Source organism: Streptomyces sp. NPDC002787, assembly GCF_053592095.1.
On sequence record NZ_JBSFVC010000013.1, the window covers coordinates 138,918 to 154,857 of the forward strand.

Sequence of the window (15,940 nt, forward strand, 5' to 3'; positions counted from 1 at the left end):
CTCAGCCCCGCCCGTCGGCGGACTCCCCGGCACCACCCGGCGATCCCTCGCCGCCGGGCGCGGTCTTCGTGGTCGTCACGGCTGCCGGGGTGGTCTCACCCGCCTCCAGCTGTGCGCGGGCCCGTGCCTCGCCCTGCCGGCGGCCCCGGTGGACGCCGAAGTAGTAGGCGAGGACGCCCGCGCCGAGCGCGGCCTGGAGGGCGAAGAGCGCCGACTCGATCTCACCGGAGGGCGGCTCGTACAGCGGCGAGAACCACGGCTCGTACCCGGGGTCGATCTCCGTGATCGCCGTCTCCGCCTCGGCGTCGGCGCCCGCGAAGGGCTCCTCCTTGTGGTCGCCGAGGCCGAGGGCCAGCGGCAGCACGGCGAGCGCGGCCACGACGAGCAGCAGCAGGACGTTGATCTTCGTGCTCCGGTTCATCGGGCCACCGCCTCGGTCCGGTTCCGGTTCCGCTCGCCGGTCAGGAGCACGCCGAGCCGGGTCAGTTCCCCCTTGCTCGACTGCACCAGCAGACGCATCACCAGCACGGTGAGGAGACCCTCGCTCACCGCGAGCGGGATCTGGGTGACGGCGAAGATGGAGCCGAACTTGCCGAGCGCGCCCACGAAACCGCTGCTCGGGTCGGGGAACGCGAGCGCCAGCTGGACGCTGGTGACGCAGTAGGTGACCAGGTCGGCGAAGAACGCGCCGAAGAAGACCGTGACCATCAGCGGCACGTCGAACCGCCGCAGCAGCCGGTAGACGCCGTAACCCGCCCAGGGGCCGACGATCGCCATCGAGAAGACGTTGGCGCCGAGCGTCGTCAGACCGCCGTGCGCGAGCAGCAGGGCCTGGAAAAGCAGGGTGATGGTGCCGAGGACCGCCATGATCGGCGGCCGGAACAGGATGGCACCCAGTCCGGTGCCGGTGGGGTGGGAGCAACTGCCGGTGACCGACGGCAGCTTCAGCGCGGACAGGACGAAGGTGAAGGCCCCCGAGGCACCGAGCAGCAGCGTGCTCTCGGGATGCTCCCTGACCTCACGGGTGAGTGACCGTACTCCGTGGACGACGAACGGCGCGGACGCTACGCCCCAGGCGATCGCGTGCGCCGGAGGAAGGAAACCCTCGGCTATGTGCATGGCTCAGCAGACCCTCTCCAGCACCTCGTGGATGGTTGACGCGCCTTGGCCGGTCTCCTGGCTTACGGGTACCACCGCCCGTGCTCCGCCTTCCCGGGTCCGAAGACCCAGTGGCTGTCCGTGAGGACCGGAGCCGGACTTCCCGATCACAGTGGCGAGGGCCGCACCGGCATGACACCGGATTTCCCGTTCACCAAGGCGTGGTGACAGTAGTGCCCGCACAAGGGCGCTGACAAGCGGAGACGGTGGCGCGGAAGCGGTGGTGAACCGCACACACCCCGGCGCACGCCCCCTCAGTCACATGCGACACACGCCCCGGGGAGAACGGACGGTCTTGCCCGGATACGACGGCTTCACCGGTGCGGCGGCCCCCTCGGTGCGGCCCGACTGCCCTTTTGGGAGGCCCCGATCGACCTTGGCCCCGACCGGCGCCCTGCGCTTGAATGCAGCCTTCACATCATCGGCACAAGGGAGTTAGCCGTGCACCGCCCGACCCTGGCACCCGGCATGCGCCGTCTCGGAGTCCTCACCACCGTCGCGTTCGCGGTGGCCGTCGCCGCCGCGGGACCAGCCGCGGCCCACGCGGAGGTCGAGGCGGAGGGGGCTCGGGCCCTCGACCAGAACGTCGAACTGACCTTCTCCGCGGAGTCGGAGTCCACCTCCGCCGGTATCACCGAGCTGGAGGTGATCCTGCCCGAGGGCATCGTCCCCGCCGACATCACCTACAAGGAGGGCCCGGACGGCTGGAAGTTCGCCCCCACCGAGCGCGGTTACACCGTCTCGGGCGAGAAGCTCGCCGTGGGGGAGGACGTCGAGTACGTCGTCACCGTACGGCAGTTGCCCGATGCGAAGACGCTGGTCTTCAAGACGCTGCAGTCCTACAGCGACGGCAAGGTGGACCGGTGGATCGAACTGGACGACGCCGGTGAGGACGATCACGGACACGGGCACGGTCACCCCGCGCCCAGCCTGGACCTGAAGGCCGCCGCCCCCGGCGCGAAGCTGGTCAGTCCCACCCCCAGCCCCTCGGAGGAGCCCACGACGGCCGCCCCTTCGCCCGAGCCGAGCGACCCGACCTCCGCACCGTCGGCGGAGCCCGCGGCGGACGGCACGGACGGTGACGACGGACTCCCCGTCGCCGTCTTCGTCGGTATCGGCGCTGCCGTCCTCGTGCTCGGCGGCGGTGCGTGGTGGTTCCGGAGCCGCCGGGGCGGGACCGCCTGACGGGCCGGCCGCAGCCGCCGGGGCGGGACCGACTGATGGCCCGGACTCCGACGCCGAGCCGATATCCGCAGGTCACATCGTTGGACTGATGCGCGATTTGCCTGGGTAACCCTTACCTGCAATTAATGTGCAACAACGTTGGCAATGCAGCAAGGGTGTGAGGCTCATGACGTCCCGACCGATACGACGTGTCGCCGTCGCGGCGGCGGTGGCCCTCGGGGCCACCGCGTGTTCGGCGCCGGGCGGCGGCACGGGCGGCGCCGGCGCCGCCGACTCGGTCGTGATCGGGGTGGCGTCCGAGCCGGAGACCCTCAGCCCGCTCCTCGGCTACGGCAAGGACGGCAACTCGAAGATCTTCGACGGACTCCTCGCCCGGGACGCCGACCTGGAGCTGAGACCCGCGCTGGCGAAGGCGCTGCCCGAGGTCGGCGACGGCGGCCGTACCTACACCTACACCCTGCGCGAAGGTGTGGAGTTCAGCGACGGCGAACCCCTGACCTCAGCGGACGTCGTCTTCACCTACCGGACCGTCCTGGACGACAAGACCAACAACACCGCCCGCAGTGAACTGGACGCCATCCAGGAGGTACGGGCGGACGGCGACGACAAGGTCGTCTTCACCCTCAAGTACCCCTACGCGCCCTTCGCCGGCCGCACGGTCCTGCCGATCGTCCCCGAGCACGTCGCGGGCGGGCAGGACCCCAACACCGGCTCCTTCAACACCGAGCCGATCGGCACCGGCCCGTACGTCCTGTCCACCTGGAGCAAGGGCGAGAAGCTCACCTTCGAGGCCAACCCGGAGTACTGGGGCGACGCGCCGAAGGTGAAGAAGTTCACCATGGCGATCGTCGAGGACGACGACGTACGCGCCACCCGACTGCGCTCCGGCGACCTCGACGGTGCGATCCTGCCGCCCAACCTCGCCGCGACCTTCGAGAGCGACGACGACCGGAAGACGTACGACGCCGAGTCCTACGACTACCGCACCGTCACCCTCCCCACGGACAACGAGGTCACGGGCGACCGCGCGATCCGGCAGGCCCTCGACGCCGCCGTGGACCGCCAGGCCATGGTCGACAAGATCCTCGACGGGGCGGGCCGTCCGGCGTACGGGCCGCTGCCCACCGAGGACCCCTGGTTCGCCCGGGGCATCGAACGCCCGCAGGACCTCGACAAGGCCGGGCGGATCCTGGACGAGGCCGGTTGGAAGGCCGGCGCGGACGGCGTCCGCGCCAAGGACGGCCGCAAGGCGGCCTTCACCCTGCTCTACCCCTCGGGCGACAAGGTCCGCCAGGACCACGCCCTCGCCTACGCCTCCGACGCCAAGAAGGCCGGCATCGACGTGAAGGTGGAGAGCGCCACCTGGGAGGTCATCGAACCCCGGATGAAGGACACCGCCGTCCTCGCGGGCTTCGGCAGCACCGGCGACCCCGACTTCGGCCTCTACACGATGCTGCACTCCTCCCTCGCCGGCGACGGCTTCAACAACATGGGCCGCTACGACAACGCGACCGTCGACGAGGCGCTCGACACCGGGCGCCGCAGCCAGGACGAGGCGGCGCGCAAGGCGGCGTACGTCACGCTCCAGCGCGAGCTGGTGAAGGACCCCGGCTACACCTTCCTCACCCACATCGACCACGTGTACGTGCTCGCCGACCGCTGGGAGGGACTGACCACACAGGTCGAGCCGCACGAGCACGGCTTCGCGTCCGGGCCCTGGTGGAACATCGAGGACTGGCAGCCGAAGAAGTGAGCCGACTCCCCTGGGGAGCGATGGCACGACTGGCGGGACGGCGGGCCCTGTTCGCCGTCCCCGTCCTCCTGGTCGTCACCTTCGGCGTGTTCGCGATCGCCGCCGCCTCCCCCTTCGACCCCGTCAAGGCGTACGCGGGCACCGCCGCCCTCGGCGCCGACCAGGAGACCCTGGACCGGCTGCGGGCCAACCTCGGCGTGGACGAACCGTTCGCCGTGCGCTGGTGGCGGTGGCTCACGTCCGCGCTCACCGGCGATCTCGGCCGGTCCAGCGTGATGCGGCAGCCGGTCGCCGAGGTGATCGGCGAGCGCCTCGTCTGGTCGACGCTGCTGTGCGCGGTCGCGTTCGCCGTCGCCGTCCTGCTCGGGACGCTGCTGGGTGTGCTGGCGGCCCGCCGCCAGGGAAGGTGGCTCGACCGGGCCGTCACCTCCGTCGCGTACGGCCTGGAGGCGGCGCCGGTGTTCTGGATCGCCCTGCTCGCCATCTGGTGCTTCGCCCTCCACCTGGGCGTGCTCCCGGCGGGCGGTCTGACGGACACCGCGAGTGAACAGGTCACGGCGGGACAGGTCGCCGGCCACCTCGTCCTGCCCGCCGGTGTCCTCGCGGTCTCCCAACTGCCCTGGTTCACCCTCTACGTACGGCAGGGGGTGAGCGACGCGCTGGCCGAGGACCCGGTACGCGGCGCCCGCGCCCGAGGCCTCAGCGAACGCAGGGTCCTGCTGGGCCACGCGCTGCGCTCCGGACTGCTGCCGGTCCTCACCCTGATCGGGTCACGCGTTCCGGAACTCATCACCGGTGCCCTGCTCGTGGAGAGCGTCTTCAGCTGGCCCGGCATCGCGGCGGCCACGGTGGAGGCGGCCACCGCCGTGGACTTCCCGCTGCTCGCCGCGCTCACCGCGCTCGCCACCGCCGCCGTCCTCGTCGGCAACCTGCTGGCGGACCTCCTGTACGGCCTGATCGACCCGAGAGTGAAGCTCAGTGAACTGTGACGGGGATGCCCATGGCTGACACGGCAACGCCTGACGCGTCCATGCCTGACGCGTCCATGCCTGACGCGGCGAAGGCTGACACGCCGACGACCGACTCGGCGATGGCCGACTCGGCGATGGCCGACTCGGCGATGGCCGACTCGGCGATGGCCGACTCGGCGATGGCCGACTCGGTGGTGGCCGACACGGTGGTGGCCGACACGGCGCTGGCCGACACGGTGGTGGCCGACACGGCGCTGGCCGACACGGTGACCGAGCCGCCGTCCGAGTCCGCGTGGCGGTCGCGCGGCTCCCACCGCCGTTCGACCCACACCCTTCGGATCCGGACCTCCGCCGCGCTCGTCGCGGTGACGGTCCTCGCCGTCCTGCTCGTACCGTCGCTGGTGCAGCTCGACCAGCAGGCCGTCGATCTGGCCGCCAAACTCCAACCGCCTTCCTGGGAGCACCCGTTCGGTACGGACGACGTCGGCCGTGACCTGCTGCTGCGCTGTGTCTACGGTCTGCGGGTCTCCCTGCTCGTCGGACTCGCGGCCGCCCTCACCGCGACCGTGATCGGCACGGCCGTCGGCGCGACGGCGGGGGCGCTGGGCGGCTGGGTCGACCGTCTCGTCATGCGACTGGTCGACACGGTGTCGTCCGTGCCGCACCTGCTGCTCGGGGTGTTCATCGTGGCCATGTTCCGGCCGGGTGTCTGGCCGGTGGTGGCGTCGGTCGCGCTGACCCACTGGCTGTCGACCGCCCGCATCGTGCGCGCCGAGGTGCTGTCCCTGCGCTCGCGCCCGTACATCGACGCCGCGGTCTCCGGGGGCGCCTCCCGGTGGCGGGTCGCCGTACGGCATCTGCTGCCGGGAGTGCTGCCGCAGGCCGCCCTCGCCGCCGTACTGATGGTGCCGCACGCCATGTGGCACGAGTCCGCCCTGTCCTTCCTCGGACTCGGGCTGCCCACCCACACGGCCAGCCTCGGCACGCTCGTCCAGAGCGCCCGGGGCTCCCTGCTCGCCGGCCAGTGGTGGCCGACCCTCTTCCCCGGCCTCTTCATCATCGTGCCGACCCTCGCCATCGCCGGACTCGCCGGAGCCTGGAGAGAGCGGGTCAGTCCCCGCCGCCGATCGGAGCTGATGCTGTGACCGCCGTAGCCGTAGCCGCAGCCGATGCCGCCGCCGAGCGGCCCGCGGTCCTGTCCGTACGCGGGCTCTCCGTGCGCTTCCTCATGCCGGGCGGGCGCCGTATCGCCGCTGTCACCGACGCGCACTTCGATGTCGCGGCCGGTGAATGTCTCGCGCTGGTCGGGGAGAGCGGCTGTGGGAAGTCCGTGCTGGCCTCCGCTCTCCTCGGCCTGCTTCCCGCCAATGCGCAGACCAGGGGAGAGGCCCGGCTCGGCGAACTCGATCTGCTCACCGCCGACGAACGGATCCTCGCCCGTACGGTGCGGGGCCGGCTGATCGGCCTCGTGCCGCAGAGCCCGGCGGCGCATCTCACCCCCGTGCGCACGATCCGCTCGCAGGTGGAGGAGACGGTCACCGCGCTCACCGGGGTCCGGGGGCGTGCGGCGGTGCGGGCCGCGGCCGAGGCGACCGCCGAGCGTGCCGCGTTCCCCGCGGACCACCTCGACCGGCACCCGCACGAACTCTCCGGCGGCCTCGCCCAGCGCGCCGCCACCGCGCTCGCCCTCGTCGGTGACGCACCCCTGCTCCTCGCCGACGAACCCACCACCGGCCTCGACCGCGACCTGGTCGACCGCACGGTCGACGAACTACGACGCCACGTCGACACCCACGACGGCACGCACCGCACGGGCCGAGCCCTGCTGATGATCACGCACGACCTCGGCGCGGCCGAACGCATCGCCGACCGGGTCGCCGTCATGTACGCGGGCCGCATCGTCGAACTCACCGACGCCACCACCTTCTTCGGCACCCCCGGCCCCCGGCACCCCTACAGCCGTGGCCTCCTCGACGCCCTGCCCGACCGCGCCTTCACCCCCATCCCCGGCATGCCGCCCGAACTCGGCGACCTCCCCGCCGGCTGCGCCTTCGCCGCCCGCTGCGACCTGGCCACCGACATCTGCGCCACACCGCCCGCGACGACGGACGGTCTCGCCTGCCACCACCCGCACGGCCCCGCCCCCCTCCGGAAAGAACTCCGGCCCGCCACGCCCGCCTCGGAGGACATCCGTGCTTGACCTGCGCGCCATCACCGCCGGCTACGACCGGCGCGCTCCCGTCATGCGGGACGTCTCCCTCACCGTCGCACCCGGCGAGGCCGTCGGACTCCTCGGCCCCAGCGGCTGCGGCAAGTCCACCCTCGCCCGGGTCGCGGCCCTGCTGCACCGCCCCGACGCCGGAACCCTGACCCTCGACGGCGAACCCGTACGGCACTGGCGGCACCGCGCTCCACGCGAACAGCGCACCGCCTTCGGCGTCGTCTTCCAGCAACCCAGGCTGTCGGCCGACCCCCGGCTGCGGCTCACCGACCTGATCGCCGAACCCCTGCGCGCAGGCGGCCGCCGCACGGAGGTACCGGACCGGGTCGCCGAACTGGCGTCGGCCGTCGGCCTCACCCCGGACCTGCTGAGCCGCCGCCCCCACGAGGTCAGCGACGGACAGCTCCAACGGGCCTGCCTCGCCCGCGCTCTCCTGCTCCGTCCCCGCTGGCTCGTCTGCGACGAGATGACGGCCATGCTCGACGCCTCCACCACCGCCGCGCTGGTCGCCGTGGTGGAGGAGTACCGGGCGTCCACCGGCGCGGGCCTGCTCGCCGTCGGCCACGACTCCGACCTCCTACGACGCTGGTGCGACCGCACCGTCCACTGGGAGGAGCTGACCCAGGCCCCGGCCCCGACCTGACCGAAACGTGGCACGAGCTTTACTGCGACCTACTTGCAGCTGCGAAGCTAGCGCACAAGGCTGAAAGGAATCGACGGCTCGCTCGGCAACCGGCTCGACCACCCGGACGCGGCACGACACGTAAGGCACGCCCCATGGCCCCCCTTCCCGGCACCGCCCGCACCTCGATGACGCGCAAGGAGTGGGCGAGCCTCGGCGGCATGGCCGCGTTCATCCTGGCGTCGCACGTCATCGGCTGGTTCATCCTGGTGGTGATCGTCGCCCCCGAGCACTACAGCATCGGCAGCAAGACCTTCGGCATCGGCATGGGTGTCACCGCCTACACCCTCGGTATGCGGCACGCCTTCGACGCCGACCACATCGCCGCCATCGACAACACGACCCGCAAGCTGGTGAGCGAGGGGCAGCGCCCGCTGTCGGTCGGCTTCTGGTTCTCCCTCGGCCACTCCTCGATCGTCTTCGCCCTCACCTTCCTGCTCACCCTCGGCGTCAAGACACTCGCCGGGCCGGTGCGGAACGACGACTCCGAGCTCCATGACATCACCGGCTGGATCGGCACCACGGTCTCCGGGACGTTCCTTTATGTCATCGCGATCGTCAACCTGGTGATCATGGTGGGGATCTGGAAGGTGTTCCGCGAGATGCGGTCGGGCGCCTTCGACGAGGCCGCGCTGGAGGAGCGGCTGAACAGCCGGGGCCTCATGAACCGCCTCCTCGGGCGGTTGATGAAGTCCCTCACCAGGTCCTGGCAGATGTACCCGATCGGCCTGCTCTTCGGCCTCGGCTTCGACACGGCGACGGAGGTCGCGCTCCTGGTGCTGGCCGGCTCGGGCGCGGCCTCCGGGCTGCCCTGGTACGCCATCCTGTGCCTGCCGGTCCTGTTCGCCGCCGGTATGTCACTGCTCGACACGATCGACGGCTCGTTCATGAACTTCGCGTACGGCTGGGCGTTCTCCAAGCCGGTCCGCAAGGTCTACTACAACCTCACGATCACGGGGCTGTCGGTGGCCGTCGCCCTCATCATCGGCACGGTCGAACTGCTCGGCCTGGTCGCCGAGAAGGCGCGTCTGCACGGCCCGTTCTGGGACTGGGTCTCCGGCCTCGACCTCAACACCATCGGCTACGTCGTCGTCGGCCTGTTCTTCGCCACCTGGGCGGTCGCCCTCCTGGTGTGGAAGTTCGGCCGGATCGAGGAGAAGTGGACGACAGGCTGAACCCGGCCGGGCCTACGAATCAGTCTCGATCCGTGGCCGCGCCTGGGGCCCCGAAGACGATCACGCCATCATGAGGCCATGAATCGGCCACCGCCCCGCTTCCACACCCCCGAGTGGTTCACGGCCGACGACTCGACCCTGAACGTCGCGCTCGTCTATCCGATGCGGGGGCCCGCCGGGATCTTCGGCCCCACCTGCGGGGCGTGCGCGCGGCTGGCCGCCGAGGAGGTCAACAAGGCCGGGGGAGTGCTGGGCAAGGAACTGCGGCTGATCGAGGTCGACGGCGGCGCCGAGCCGGGGCGGGTCGCGGAGGACGTCGAGGCCCTGGTCGTCTCGGGCGCGGTGCAGGGCGTCACCGGGTGGCACATCTCCTCCGTGCGGCAGGCGGTGGCCCCGCGGATCGCCCACCGGGTGCCGTACGTCTACACGGCCCTGTACGAGGGCGGTGAGCGCACCGAGGGCGTCTTCATGACGAGCGAGACGCCCTCCTGGCAGCTCCTGCCCGCGATGCGTCTGCTCGCCGAGTCACGCGGTGTGCGCCGCTGGTTCGTCGTCGGCAACAACTATGTGTGGCCCCGGCACACCGCACGGGCGGCCCGGGGCTACGCGCGCGAGTCCCGGGGCCGGGTCTGCGGCGAGGCGTATCTGCCGCTCGGCACCGAGGAGTTCGACGCCGTACTGCGACGTGTCGAGCGGGCGGACGCCGACGGGGTGCTGATGCTCCTGGTCGGCAGCGACGCGGTCCGATTCAACCGGGCCTTCGCCGCTTCCGGGCTCGACCAGCGGTGTCTGCGGCTGAGCACGCTGATGGACGAGAACATGCTGCTGGGCAGCGGCCCCGAGGCCACCCTCGACCTGTACAGCACGGCCGGGTTCTTCGCCTCGCTCGCCGACCAGAACACCCTGGACTTCCACGGCCAGTACGCGGGCCGCTTCGGCCTGGACGCACCGACCCCGGGCAGTCTCGGCGAGTCCTGCTACGAGGGTGTCCTGCTGCTCGCCGCGCTCATCGAGCGGGCGCGTGCCCTGGACGTGGCCGCGATCGGGGCGGCCGCCGACCGCGTCTCGTACGAGGGGCCGCGCGGTCTGCTGAGCCTGGACGGCCGGCATGTGCGCCAGCGCATCTACCTGGCGCGGGCGGACGGTTACGACTTCAACGTGCTCGCCCAACTGCGCGCTCCGCACGAGCTGCGCTGACCCTGCCCTGACCGTCGGCGGTCCCCTCCTCCAGGGTCCGGGCCAGCCGGTCCAGCAGAAGCTCCAGCCGCTCACCGTCCTCCTCGGCGAGCAGTGGCCCCAACTCAGCCCAGTCCGCCCGTACTTCACGGTCCAGCAGCTGTCGCCGCTCCATGCCCCGTGGAGTGAGGTGGGCGAGGACGCGGCGCCGGTCGGTGGGGTCGACGCGACGGAACACCAGGTTCTGGTCGACGAGTTGGTCGATCAGCTTGGTCAGGCTCGGCGCCGGCAGGAAGGCGTGCTCGGCGAGAGCCGTCATGTTGCGGCCCTGCCCATCGGAGAGCAGGTCGAGGACCCGCCACGCCTCGACGGAGCAGTCGAACTCGTCGAGCACGGACTGGACTCGACGTACGGAGAGGCGCTCGGCCCGGGTCAGCAGGTGGAGCAGTTCCTCGGGCCGCCTCGCCATCGCTCTCCTCGAACTCGCCTTCGCCCGCCCCCGCGACGGTGGTGTCCGAGCTTACCTTCGTCCACCGCGCACCTGGCAACGGAAACCAGGAACGCATCCTTTCTGGGGGAAGTAACAGGTTTTTCGCGGCTCAAAAAATTACTTCCCCTGGAAACTGTTCTTCAATTACCCGGAAACGCAAGGGAAACAGTTGCCTCGCAGGCTGTGGTCGCACTTCAGTGACCTAGGAGGTAATGCATGACCGGGATCAGGATCAGCAGACGCGGTGTCCTCGCGGGCGCCTCGGCACTCGGCGCGACCGCCGCCCTCAGCGCGTGCGGCGCCAAGACCGGCAGCGCCACGTCGTCGTCCGGCGCCCAGGCGGACACCTCCGGCGACACCGTCAAGGTCGGTCTGCTGAACTCGCTCTCGGGCACCATGGCCATCAGCGAGGTCACCGTCCACAACGCGCTGCTGCTCGCGGTGAAGGAGATCAACGCCGCCGGCGGCGTCCTCGGCAAGAAGCTGAAGCCCATCAGCCAGGACGGCGCCTCGGACTGGCCGACCTTCGCCGAGAAGGCGGAGGCCCTGATCACCGACGACAAGGTGGTCGCCACCTTCGGCTGCTGGACCTCCGCCAGCCGCAAGGCCGTCAAGCCGGTCTTCGAACGCCACAAGTCGCTCCTCTTCTACCCCGTGCAGTACGAGGGCCTGGAGCAGTCCCCGTACATCTTCTACATCGGCGCCACCACCAACCAGCAGATCGTCCCCGCCCTGGACTACCTCAAGAAGCAGGGCCTGACGCGGCTGTACCTGGTAGGCAGCGACTATGTCTTCCCGCGCACCGCCAACAAGATCATCAAGGCGTACGCGGAGGCCCAGGGCATGAAGGTGGTCGGCGAGGACTACGCGCCGCTCGGTTCCACCGAGTTCAGCACCATCACCAACAAGGTGAAGGACGCGGGCGCGGACGCCGTGTTCAACACCCTCAACGGCGACAGCAACGTGGCCTTCTTCAAGGAGTACAAGTCCGCCGGGCTCACCGCGAAAAGCCTGCCGGTGCTCTCGGTGTCGATCGCCGAGGAGGAGGTCAAGAGCATCGGCACGCAGTATCTGGAGGGCCAGTTGACGGCCTGGAACTACTACGAGACCACCCCGGGGGCCGCCAACACCAAGTTCGTGGCGGCCTATCAGGCGGCGTACGGCAAGGACAAGCCGACCAGCGACCCCATGGAGGCGGCCTACATCTCCGTCTACCTCTGGAAGGAGATGGTCGAGAAGGCCGGCTCGTTCGACGTGGCGAAGGTGAAGAAGGCGGCGGACGGCATCGAACTCGACGCCCCCGAGGGGAAGGTCACGGTCGACGGTGCCACGCAGCACGTCTACAAGACCGCCCGCATCGGCAGGATCGGCTCGGACGGGCTGATCGAGGAGGTCTGGAACTCCGGCAAGCCGATCGAGCCGGACCCGTACCTGAAGGGGTACGACTGGGCCGCCGGGCTGTCCTGAATCCGACGGTGCGTGGGGTTTCTCGCGCAGTTCCCCGCGCCCCTGCTTTTCAGGGGCGCGGGGAACTGCGCGAGCCACCCCCACCCACCTGCACCCGCCAACGAACCCCGCACCCCCCGACCCGGAGCCGCTCCATGACGGTCGTCCTCAACCAGTCCTTCACCGGCATCAGCATCGGTGCCGTCCTCCTGCTCATCGCCCTCGGCCTGACCCTGACCTTCGGGCAGATGGGCGTGATCAACATGGCGCACGGCGAGTTCATCATGGCCGGCGCGTACACGACGTACGTGCTGCAGAAGTCGATCAGCGGCGCCGGCGTCTCCCTGCTCGTCGCCCTGCCGCTGGCCTTCCTCGTCGCCGGGGCGATGGGCGCCCTGCTCGAATGGCTGCTCATCCGGCGCCTCTACACAAGACCCCTGGACACCCTGCTGGTCACCTGGGGCGTCTCCCTGATGCTCCAACAGCTGGCGCGTGACATCTTCGGCGCCCCCAACGTCCAGACCCGAGCCCCGGACCTGCTCACCGGCAACATCTCGGTCGGCGGCATCACCTTCGCCAACAACCGGCTCTTCATCCTCGGCCTCGCCCTCCTGTGCGTCCTCGGCCTCACCCTGATCCTGCGGCTCACCCCGCTCGGCCGCCGCATCCGGGCCGTCGTGCAGAACCGGGACCTCGCCGAGGTGTCCGGCATCGCGACCGAGCGCGTGGACCGTACGACGTTCTTCCTCGGCTCGGGCCTCGCGGGCGTGGCCGGTGTCGCGCTCACCCTGGTCGGCCCGATCGGCCCGACGATGGGCACCAACTACATCGTCGACGCCTTCCTCGTCGTGGTCGTCGGCGGCGTCGCCCAGCTCAAGGGCAGCGTCATCACGGCCTTCGCCCTCGGCGTCCTGCAGTCGGTCCTCGAATACTCGACGACGGTGAGCGTCGCCAAGGTCATCGTGCTCGTGGCGATCGTCGCCTTCCTGCAGTGGCGACCCCAGGGCCTGTACACACTGCGCACCCGGAGCCTGGCATGACGACGACCACGACCTCCCCGCCCACGCCCCCGGCCGCCGACGCGAAGCCGGCCGTGTCACCCTACGAACGCTTCCGCGTCCCGGGGGCCTTCCTCCTCGGCGCCGTCGTGCTGTTCGGCGTCGCCCCGCTCGCCCTCTCCGACTTCCGGCTCAACCTCCTCGCCAAGTACCTGTGTTACGCGATCGTGGCGGTCGGCGTGAGCCTCGCCTGGGGCCGCGGCGGACTCCTCGTCCTCGGCCAGGGCGTCTTCTTCGGCATCGGCGGCTACGCCATGGCCATGCACCTCAAGCTCGCCGACGCGGCCGCCACCGGCCAGACGCTGCCCGACTTCATGCAGCTGTACGGCACCGGAGACAGCCTGCCCTGGTGGTGGCAGCCCTTCGCCAACCCGGTCTTCGCCCTCGCCATGACCGTCCTGCTCCCGATGGCGGTCGCCGCGCTGCTCGGCTTCTTCGTCTTCCGCCGCCGGGTCAAGGGCGCGTACTTCGCGATCCTCAGCCAGGCCCTGGCCGCCGCCCTCGCCATCTGGCTCGTCGGCCAGCAGGCCACCACCGGCGGCACCAACGGCCTCACCGACATCCAGGGCTTCTTCGGCTACGACCTCAACGACCCCGTCAACCAGCGGACGGTGTACTTCATCATCGCCGCGGTGCTCCTGCTCCTGATGGCCGCCGCCCGCCAGCTGTTCGTCAGCCGCTACGGCGAACTCCTCGTCGCCGTGCGGGACTCCGAGGAACGCGTCCGCTTCCTCGGCTACGACCCGGCCAACGTCAAGCTCGTCGCGTACGTCGTGGCGGCGGGCATGGCGGGTCTCGCCGGTGCCCTGTTCGTCCCGGCGGTCGGGATCATCTCCCCGGCGCTGATCGGCATCGTCCCGTCCATCGGCTTCGTCATCGGGGCCGCGGTGGGCGGCCGGGCCTCCCTGGTGGGCGCGGTGCTCGGCGCGATCGCCGTGGCCTGGGCGCAGAGCACTCTCTCCGACGCCTTCCCCGCCGCGTGGACGTACCTCCAGGGCCTGCTGTTCGTGCTGGCCGTCGGCTTCCTGCCCGGCGGCCTGGCGTCCCTGGCGAGCGTCGTGCGCAAGCGGCGTGCCCCCACGACCGGCAACACCACCCCGACCCCGACCCAGACCTCGACCCCGGCCCCGGCCCCGGCCCCGACAGGAGGAACGGCATGAGCGGCGAGGGACTGACAGTCCGTGATCTGCGGGTGACGTTCGACGGCTTCAAGGCCGTCGACGGCGTGGACCTCGACATCCGACCCGGCGACCTGCGCTTTCTCATCGGCCCGAACGGCGCCGGGAAGACCACCCTCGTCGACGCGGTCACCGGACTGGTGAAGTCCACGGGGTCGGTCCGCTTCGGCGGCGAGGAGCTCATCGGCAAGCCGGTGCACCGGATCGCCCGCCTGGGCATCGGCCGTACGTTCCAGACGGCCACGGTCTTCGAGGAGCTGACCGTCCTGCAGAACCTCGACATCGCGGCGGGCGCCGGACGCGGCCCGCTGACACTGCTCCGGCGCCGCAAAGGCGTGCCGGAGGCGGTGAGCAAGGCTCTGGAGACCACGGGCCTCACGGAGCTGCGCGACCGCCCGGCGGGTGTGCTGGCGCACGGGCAGAAGCAGTGGCTGGAGATCGGCATGCTGCTGGTCCAGGACGTGAAGCTGCTGCTGCTCGACGAGCCCGTGGCCGGAATGAGCCACGACGAACGCGAGGCCACCGGCGAGCTGTTGCGGCGTGTCAGCGAGGACCACACCGTCGTCGTCATCGAGCACGACATGGACTTCATGCGCTCCTTCGCCCGCAGCGTCACCGTCCTGCACGCCGGAAAGGTCCTCAGCGAGGGCTCCGTCACCGAGGTCCAGGCCGACGCCAACGTCCAGGAGGTCTACCTCGGCCGCGCGTCCGAGCCAGAGCCCGTCCCCGTCGCCGAGGAGGCGTGACCCCCATGCTGGAGATCAACTCCGTCCAGGCCGGCTACGACCGCACGACCGTGCTGCACGGCGTGACCGTCTCCGTCCCCGAGGACGGCGTCGCGACCGTCCTCGGCCACAACGGCGCCGGCAAGAGCACCCTCCTGCGCGCCGCGATGGGCCTGCTGAAGCCGAGGAGCGGGACCGTCCTGCTGGACGGCGAGGACATCACCCACCTCGCCCCGCACCAGCGGGTGGCCAGGGGTATGGCGTACGTCCCCCAGGGCCAGCAGTCCTTCCCTCACCTCACCACCGCCGAGAACCTGCGCCTGGTCGCCGACGGCCGCCCGGACGGCAAGGAGGCCGTCGCCGAGGCCCTGGACCTGTTCCCCGTCCTGCGAGAGCTGTCCGGCCGCCGCGCCGGCCTCCTCTCCGGCGGCCAGCGCCAGCAACTCGCCCTCGCCCGCGCCCTGATCACCCGCCCCAGGCTTCTCCTCCTCGACGAGCCGACCGAGGGCATCCAGCCCTCCGTCGTCGCCGAGATCGAGGAGACGATCCTCGCCCTCACGCGCCGCGGCGGCCTGTCCGTCCTCCTCGTCGAACAGCACGTGGGCTTCGCCATGCGCGCGGCCGAGCGGTACTACGTCCTCGAAGCGGGCCGGGTCACCTCGTCGGGCGAGGGCGGCTCGGGAGCCGAACAGACCGTACGGGCGGCGCTCAGCGTGTGACAC

General features: G+C 70.8%; 16 protein-coding genes and 1 riboswitch. Of the genes, 13 read left to right on the forward strand and 3 right to left on the reverse strand.

The window, feature by feature from the left end:
* Position 1 precedes the first annotated feature (1 nt).
* Entirely contained in the window at positions 2–421 is a 420-nt protein-coding gene (locus tag ACWD26_RS19700) for an energy-coupling factor ABC transporter substrate-binding protein (protein ID WP_451271689.1), read from the reverse strand.
* A complete protein-coding gene (locus ACWD26_RS19705; protein WP_451271691.1) occupies positions 418–1,119 on the reverse strand; it encodes an energy-coupling factor ABC transporter permease in 702 nt (233 codons plus the stop codon). The genes ACWD26_RS19700 and ACWD26_RS19705 overlap by 4 nt, the downstream gene beginning before the upstream one ends.
* Positions 1,120–1,149: 30 nt before the next feature.
* Positions 1,150–1,332: riboswitch (cobalamin riboswitch) on the reverse strand.
* A 267-nt stretch (positions 1,333–1,599) separates the two neighbouring features.
* Between ACWD26_RS19705 and ACWD26_RS19710 the strand changes: the two genes are divergently transcribed.
* The 8 genes from ACWD26_RS19710 to ACWD26_RS19745 all read left to right on the forward strand — a co-directional run bounded on the left by ACWD26_RS19710 (position 1,600) and on the right by ACWD26_RS19745 (position 10,342).
* Entirely contained in the window at positions 1,600–2,343 is a 744-nt protein-coding gene (locus ACWD26_RS19710) for a DUF1775 domain-containing protein (RefSeq protein ID WP_451271693.1), read from the forward strand.
* Positions 2,344–2,509: 166 nt separating this feature from the next.
* Complete coding sequence (locus ACWD26_RS19715) at positions 2,510–4,096, forward strand: ABC transporter substrate-binding protein (protein ID WP_451271695.1); 1,587 nt, start codon at positions 2,510–2,512, stop codon at positions 4,094–4,096.
* Positions 4,097–4,116: 20 nt separating this feature from the next.
* A complete protein-coding gene (locus tag ACWD26_RS19720) occupies positions 4,117–5,085 on the forward strand; it encodes an ABC transporter permease (protein WP_451271697.1) in 969 nt (322 codons plus the stop codon).
* Between the two features lie 161 nt (positions 5,086–5,246).
* A complete protein-coding gene (locus tag ACWD26_RS19725; protein ID WP_451271887.1) occupies positions 5,247–6,212 on the forward strand; it encodes an ABC transporter permease in 966 nt (321 codons plus the stop codon).
* A gap of 83 nt (positions 6,213–6,295) precedes the next feature.
* Positions 6,296–7,267 (forward strand): ABC transporter ATP-binding protein, encoded by a 972-nt coding sequence (locus tag ACWD26_RS19730; protein ID WP_451271889.1) that lies wholly within the window; start codon positions 6,296–6,298, stop codon positions 7,265–7,267.
* Complete coding sequence (locus ACWD26_RS19735; protein ID WP_451271699.1) at positions 7,260–7,931, forward strand: ABC transporter ATP-binding protein; 672 nt, start codon at positions 7,260–7,262, stop codon at positions 7,929–7,931. Before ACWD26_RS19730 ends, ACWD26_RS19735 begins: the two co-directional genes overlap by 8 nt.
* A 134-nt stretch (positions 7,932–8,065) precedes the next feature.
* Positions 8,066–9,145 carry a HoxN/HupN/NixA family nickel/cobalt transporter gene (locus tag ACWD26_RS19740; protein WP_451271701.1) on the forward strand — a complete coding sequence of 360 codons (1,080 nt, stop codon included), beginning with the start codon at positions 8,066–8,068 and terminating at the stop codon, positions 9,143–9,145.
* A 78-nt stretch (positions 9,146–9,223) separates the two neighbouring features.
* Complete coding sequence (locus tag ACWD26_RS19745) at positions 9,224–10,342, forward strand: substrate-binding domain-containing protein (protein ID WP_451271703.1); 1,119 nt, start codon at positions 9,224–9,226, stop codon at positions 10,340–10,342.
* On the opposite strand, the gene ACWD26_RS19750 is transcribed toward ACWD26_RS19745, so the two are convergent.
* Positions 10,299–10,790, reverse strand: coding sequence for a MarR family winged helix-turn-helix transcriptional regulator (locus ACWD26_RS19750; RefSeq protein ID WP_451271704.1), 492 nt, complete (start codon positions 10,788–10,790; stop codon positions 10,299–10,301). The two genes, ACWD26_RS19745 and ACWD26_RS19750, sit on opposite strands and share 44 nt — an antisense overlap.
* A gap of 237 nt (positions 10,791–11,027) precedes the next feature.
* On the opposite strand from ACWD26_RS19750, the gene urtA reads away from it, so the two are divergent.
* The 5 genes from urtA (at position 11,028) to urtE (ending at position 15,937) form a co-directional block, all read left to right on the forward strand.
* Positions 11,028–12,278: an urea ABC transporter substrate-binding protein gene (gene urtA / locus ACWD26_RS19755; protein ID WP_451271706.1), complete on the forward strand. Its 1,251-nt coding sequence runs from the start codon at positions 11,028–11,030 to the stop codon at positions 12,276–12,278.
* A gap of 134 nt (positions 12,279–12,412) precedes the next feature.
* Positions 12,413–13,297 carry an urea ABC transporter permease subunit UrtB gene (gene urtB / locus ACWD26_RS19760; protein WP_451271708.1) on the forward strand — a complete coding sequence of 295 codons (885 nt, stop codon included), beginning with the start codon at positions 12,413–12,415 and terminating at the stop codon, positions 13,295–13,297.
* Positions 13,294–14,475 carry an urea ABC transporter permease subunit UrtC gene (gene urtC / locus ACWD26_RS19765; RefSeq protein ID WP_451271710.1) on the forward strand — a complete coding sequence of 394 codons (1,182 nt, stop codon included), beginning with the start codon at positions 13,294–13,296 and terminating at the stop codon, positions 14,473–14,475. The genes urtB and urtC overlap by 4 nt, the downstream gene beginning before the upstream one ends.
* Positions 14,472–15,239: an urea ABC transporter ATP-binding protein UrtD gene (gene urtD / locus ACWD26_RS19770; protein WP_451271712.1), complete on the forward strand. Its 768-nt coding sequence runs from the start codon at positions 14,472–14,474 to the stop codon at positions 15,237–15,239. Before urtC ends, urtD begins: the two co-directional genes overlap by 4 nt.
* A gap of 5 nt (positions 15,240–15,244) precedes the next feature.
* Positions 15,245–15,937: an urea ABC transporter ATP-binding subunit UrtE gene (gene urtE / locus ACWD26_RS19775; RefSeq protein WP_451271891.1), complete on the forward strand. Its 693-nt coding sequence runs from the start codon at positions 15,245–15,247 to the stop codon at positions 15,935–15,937.
* Positions 15,938–15,940 lie beyond the last annotated feature (3 nt).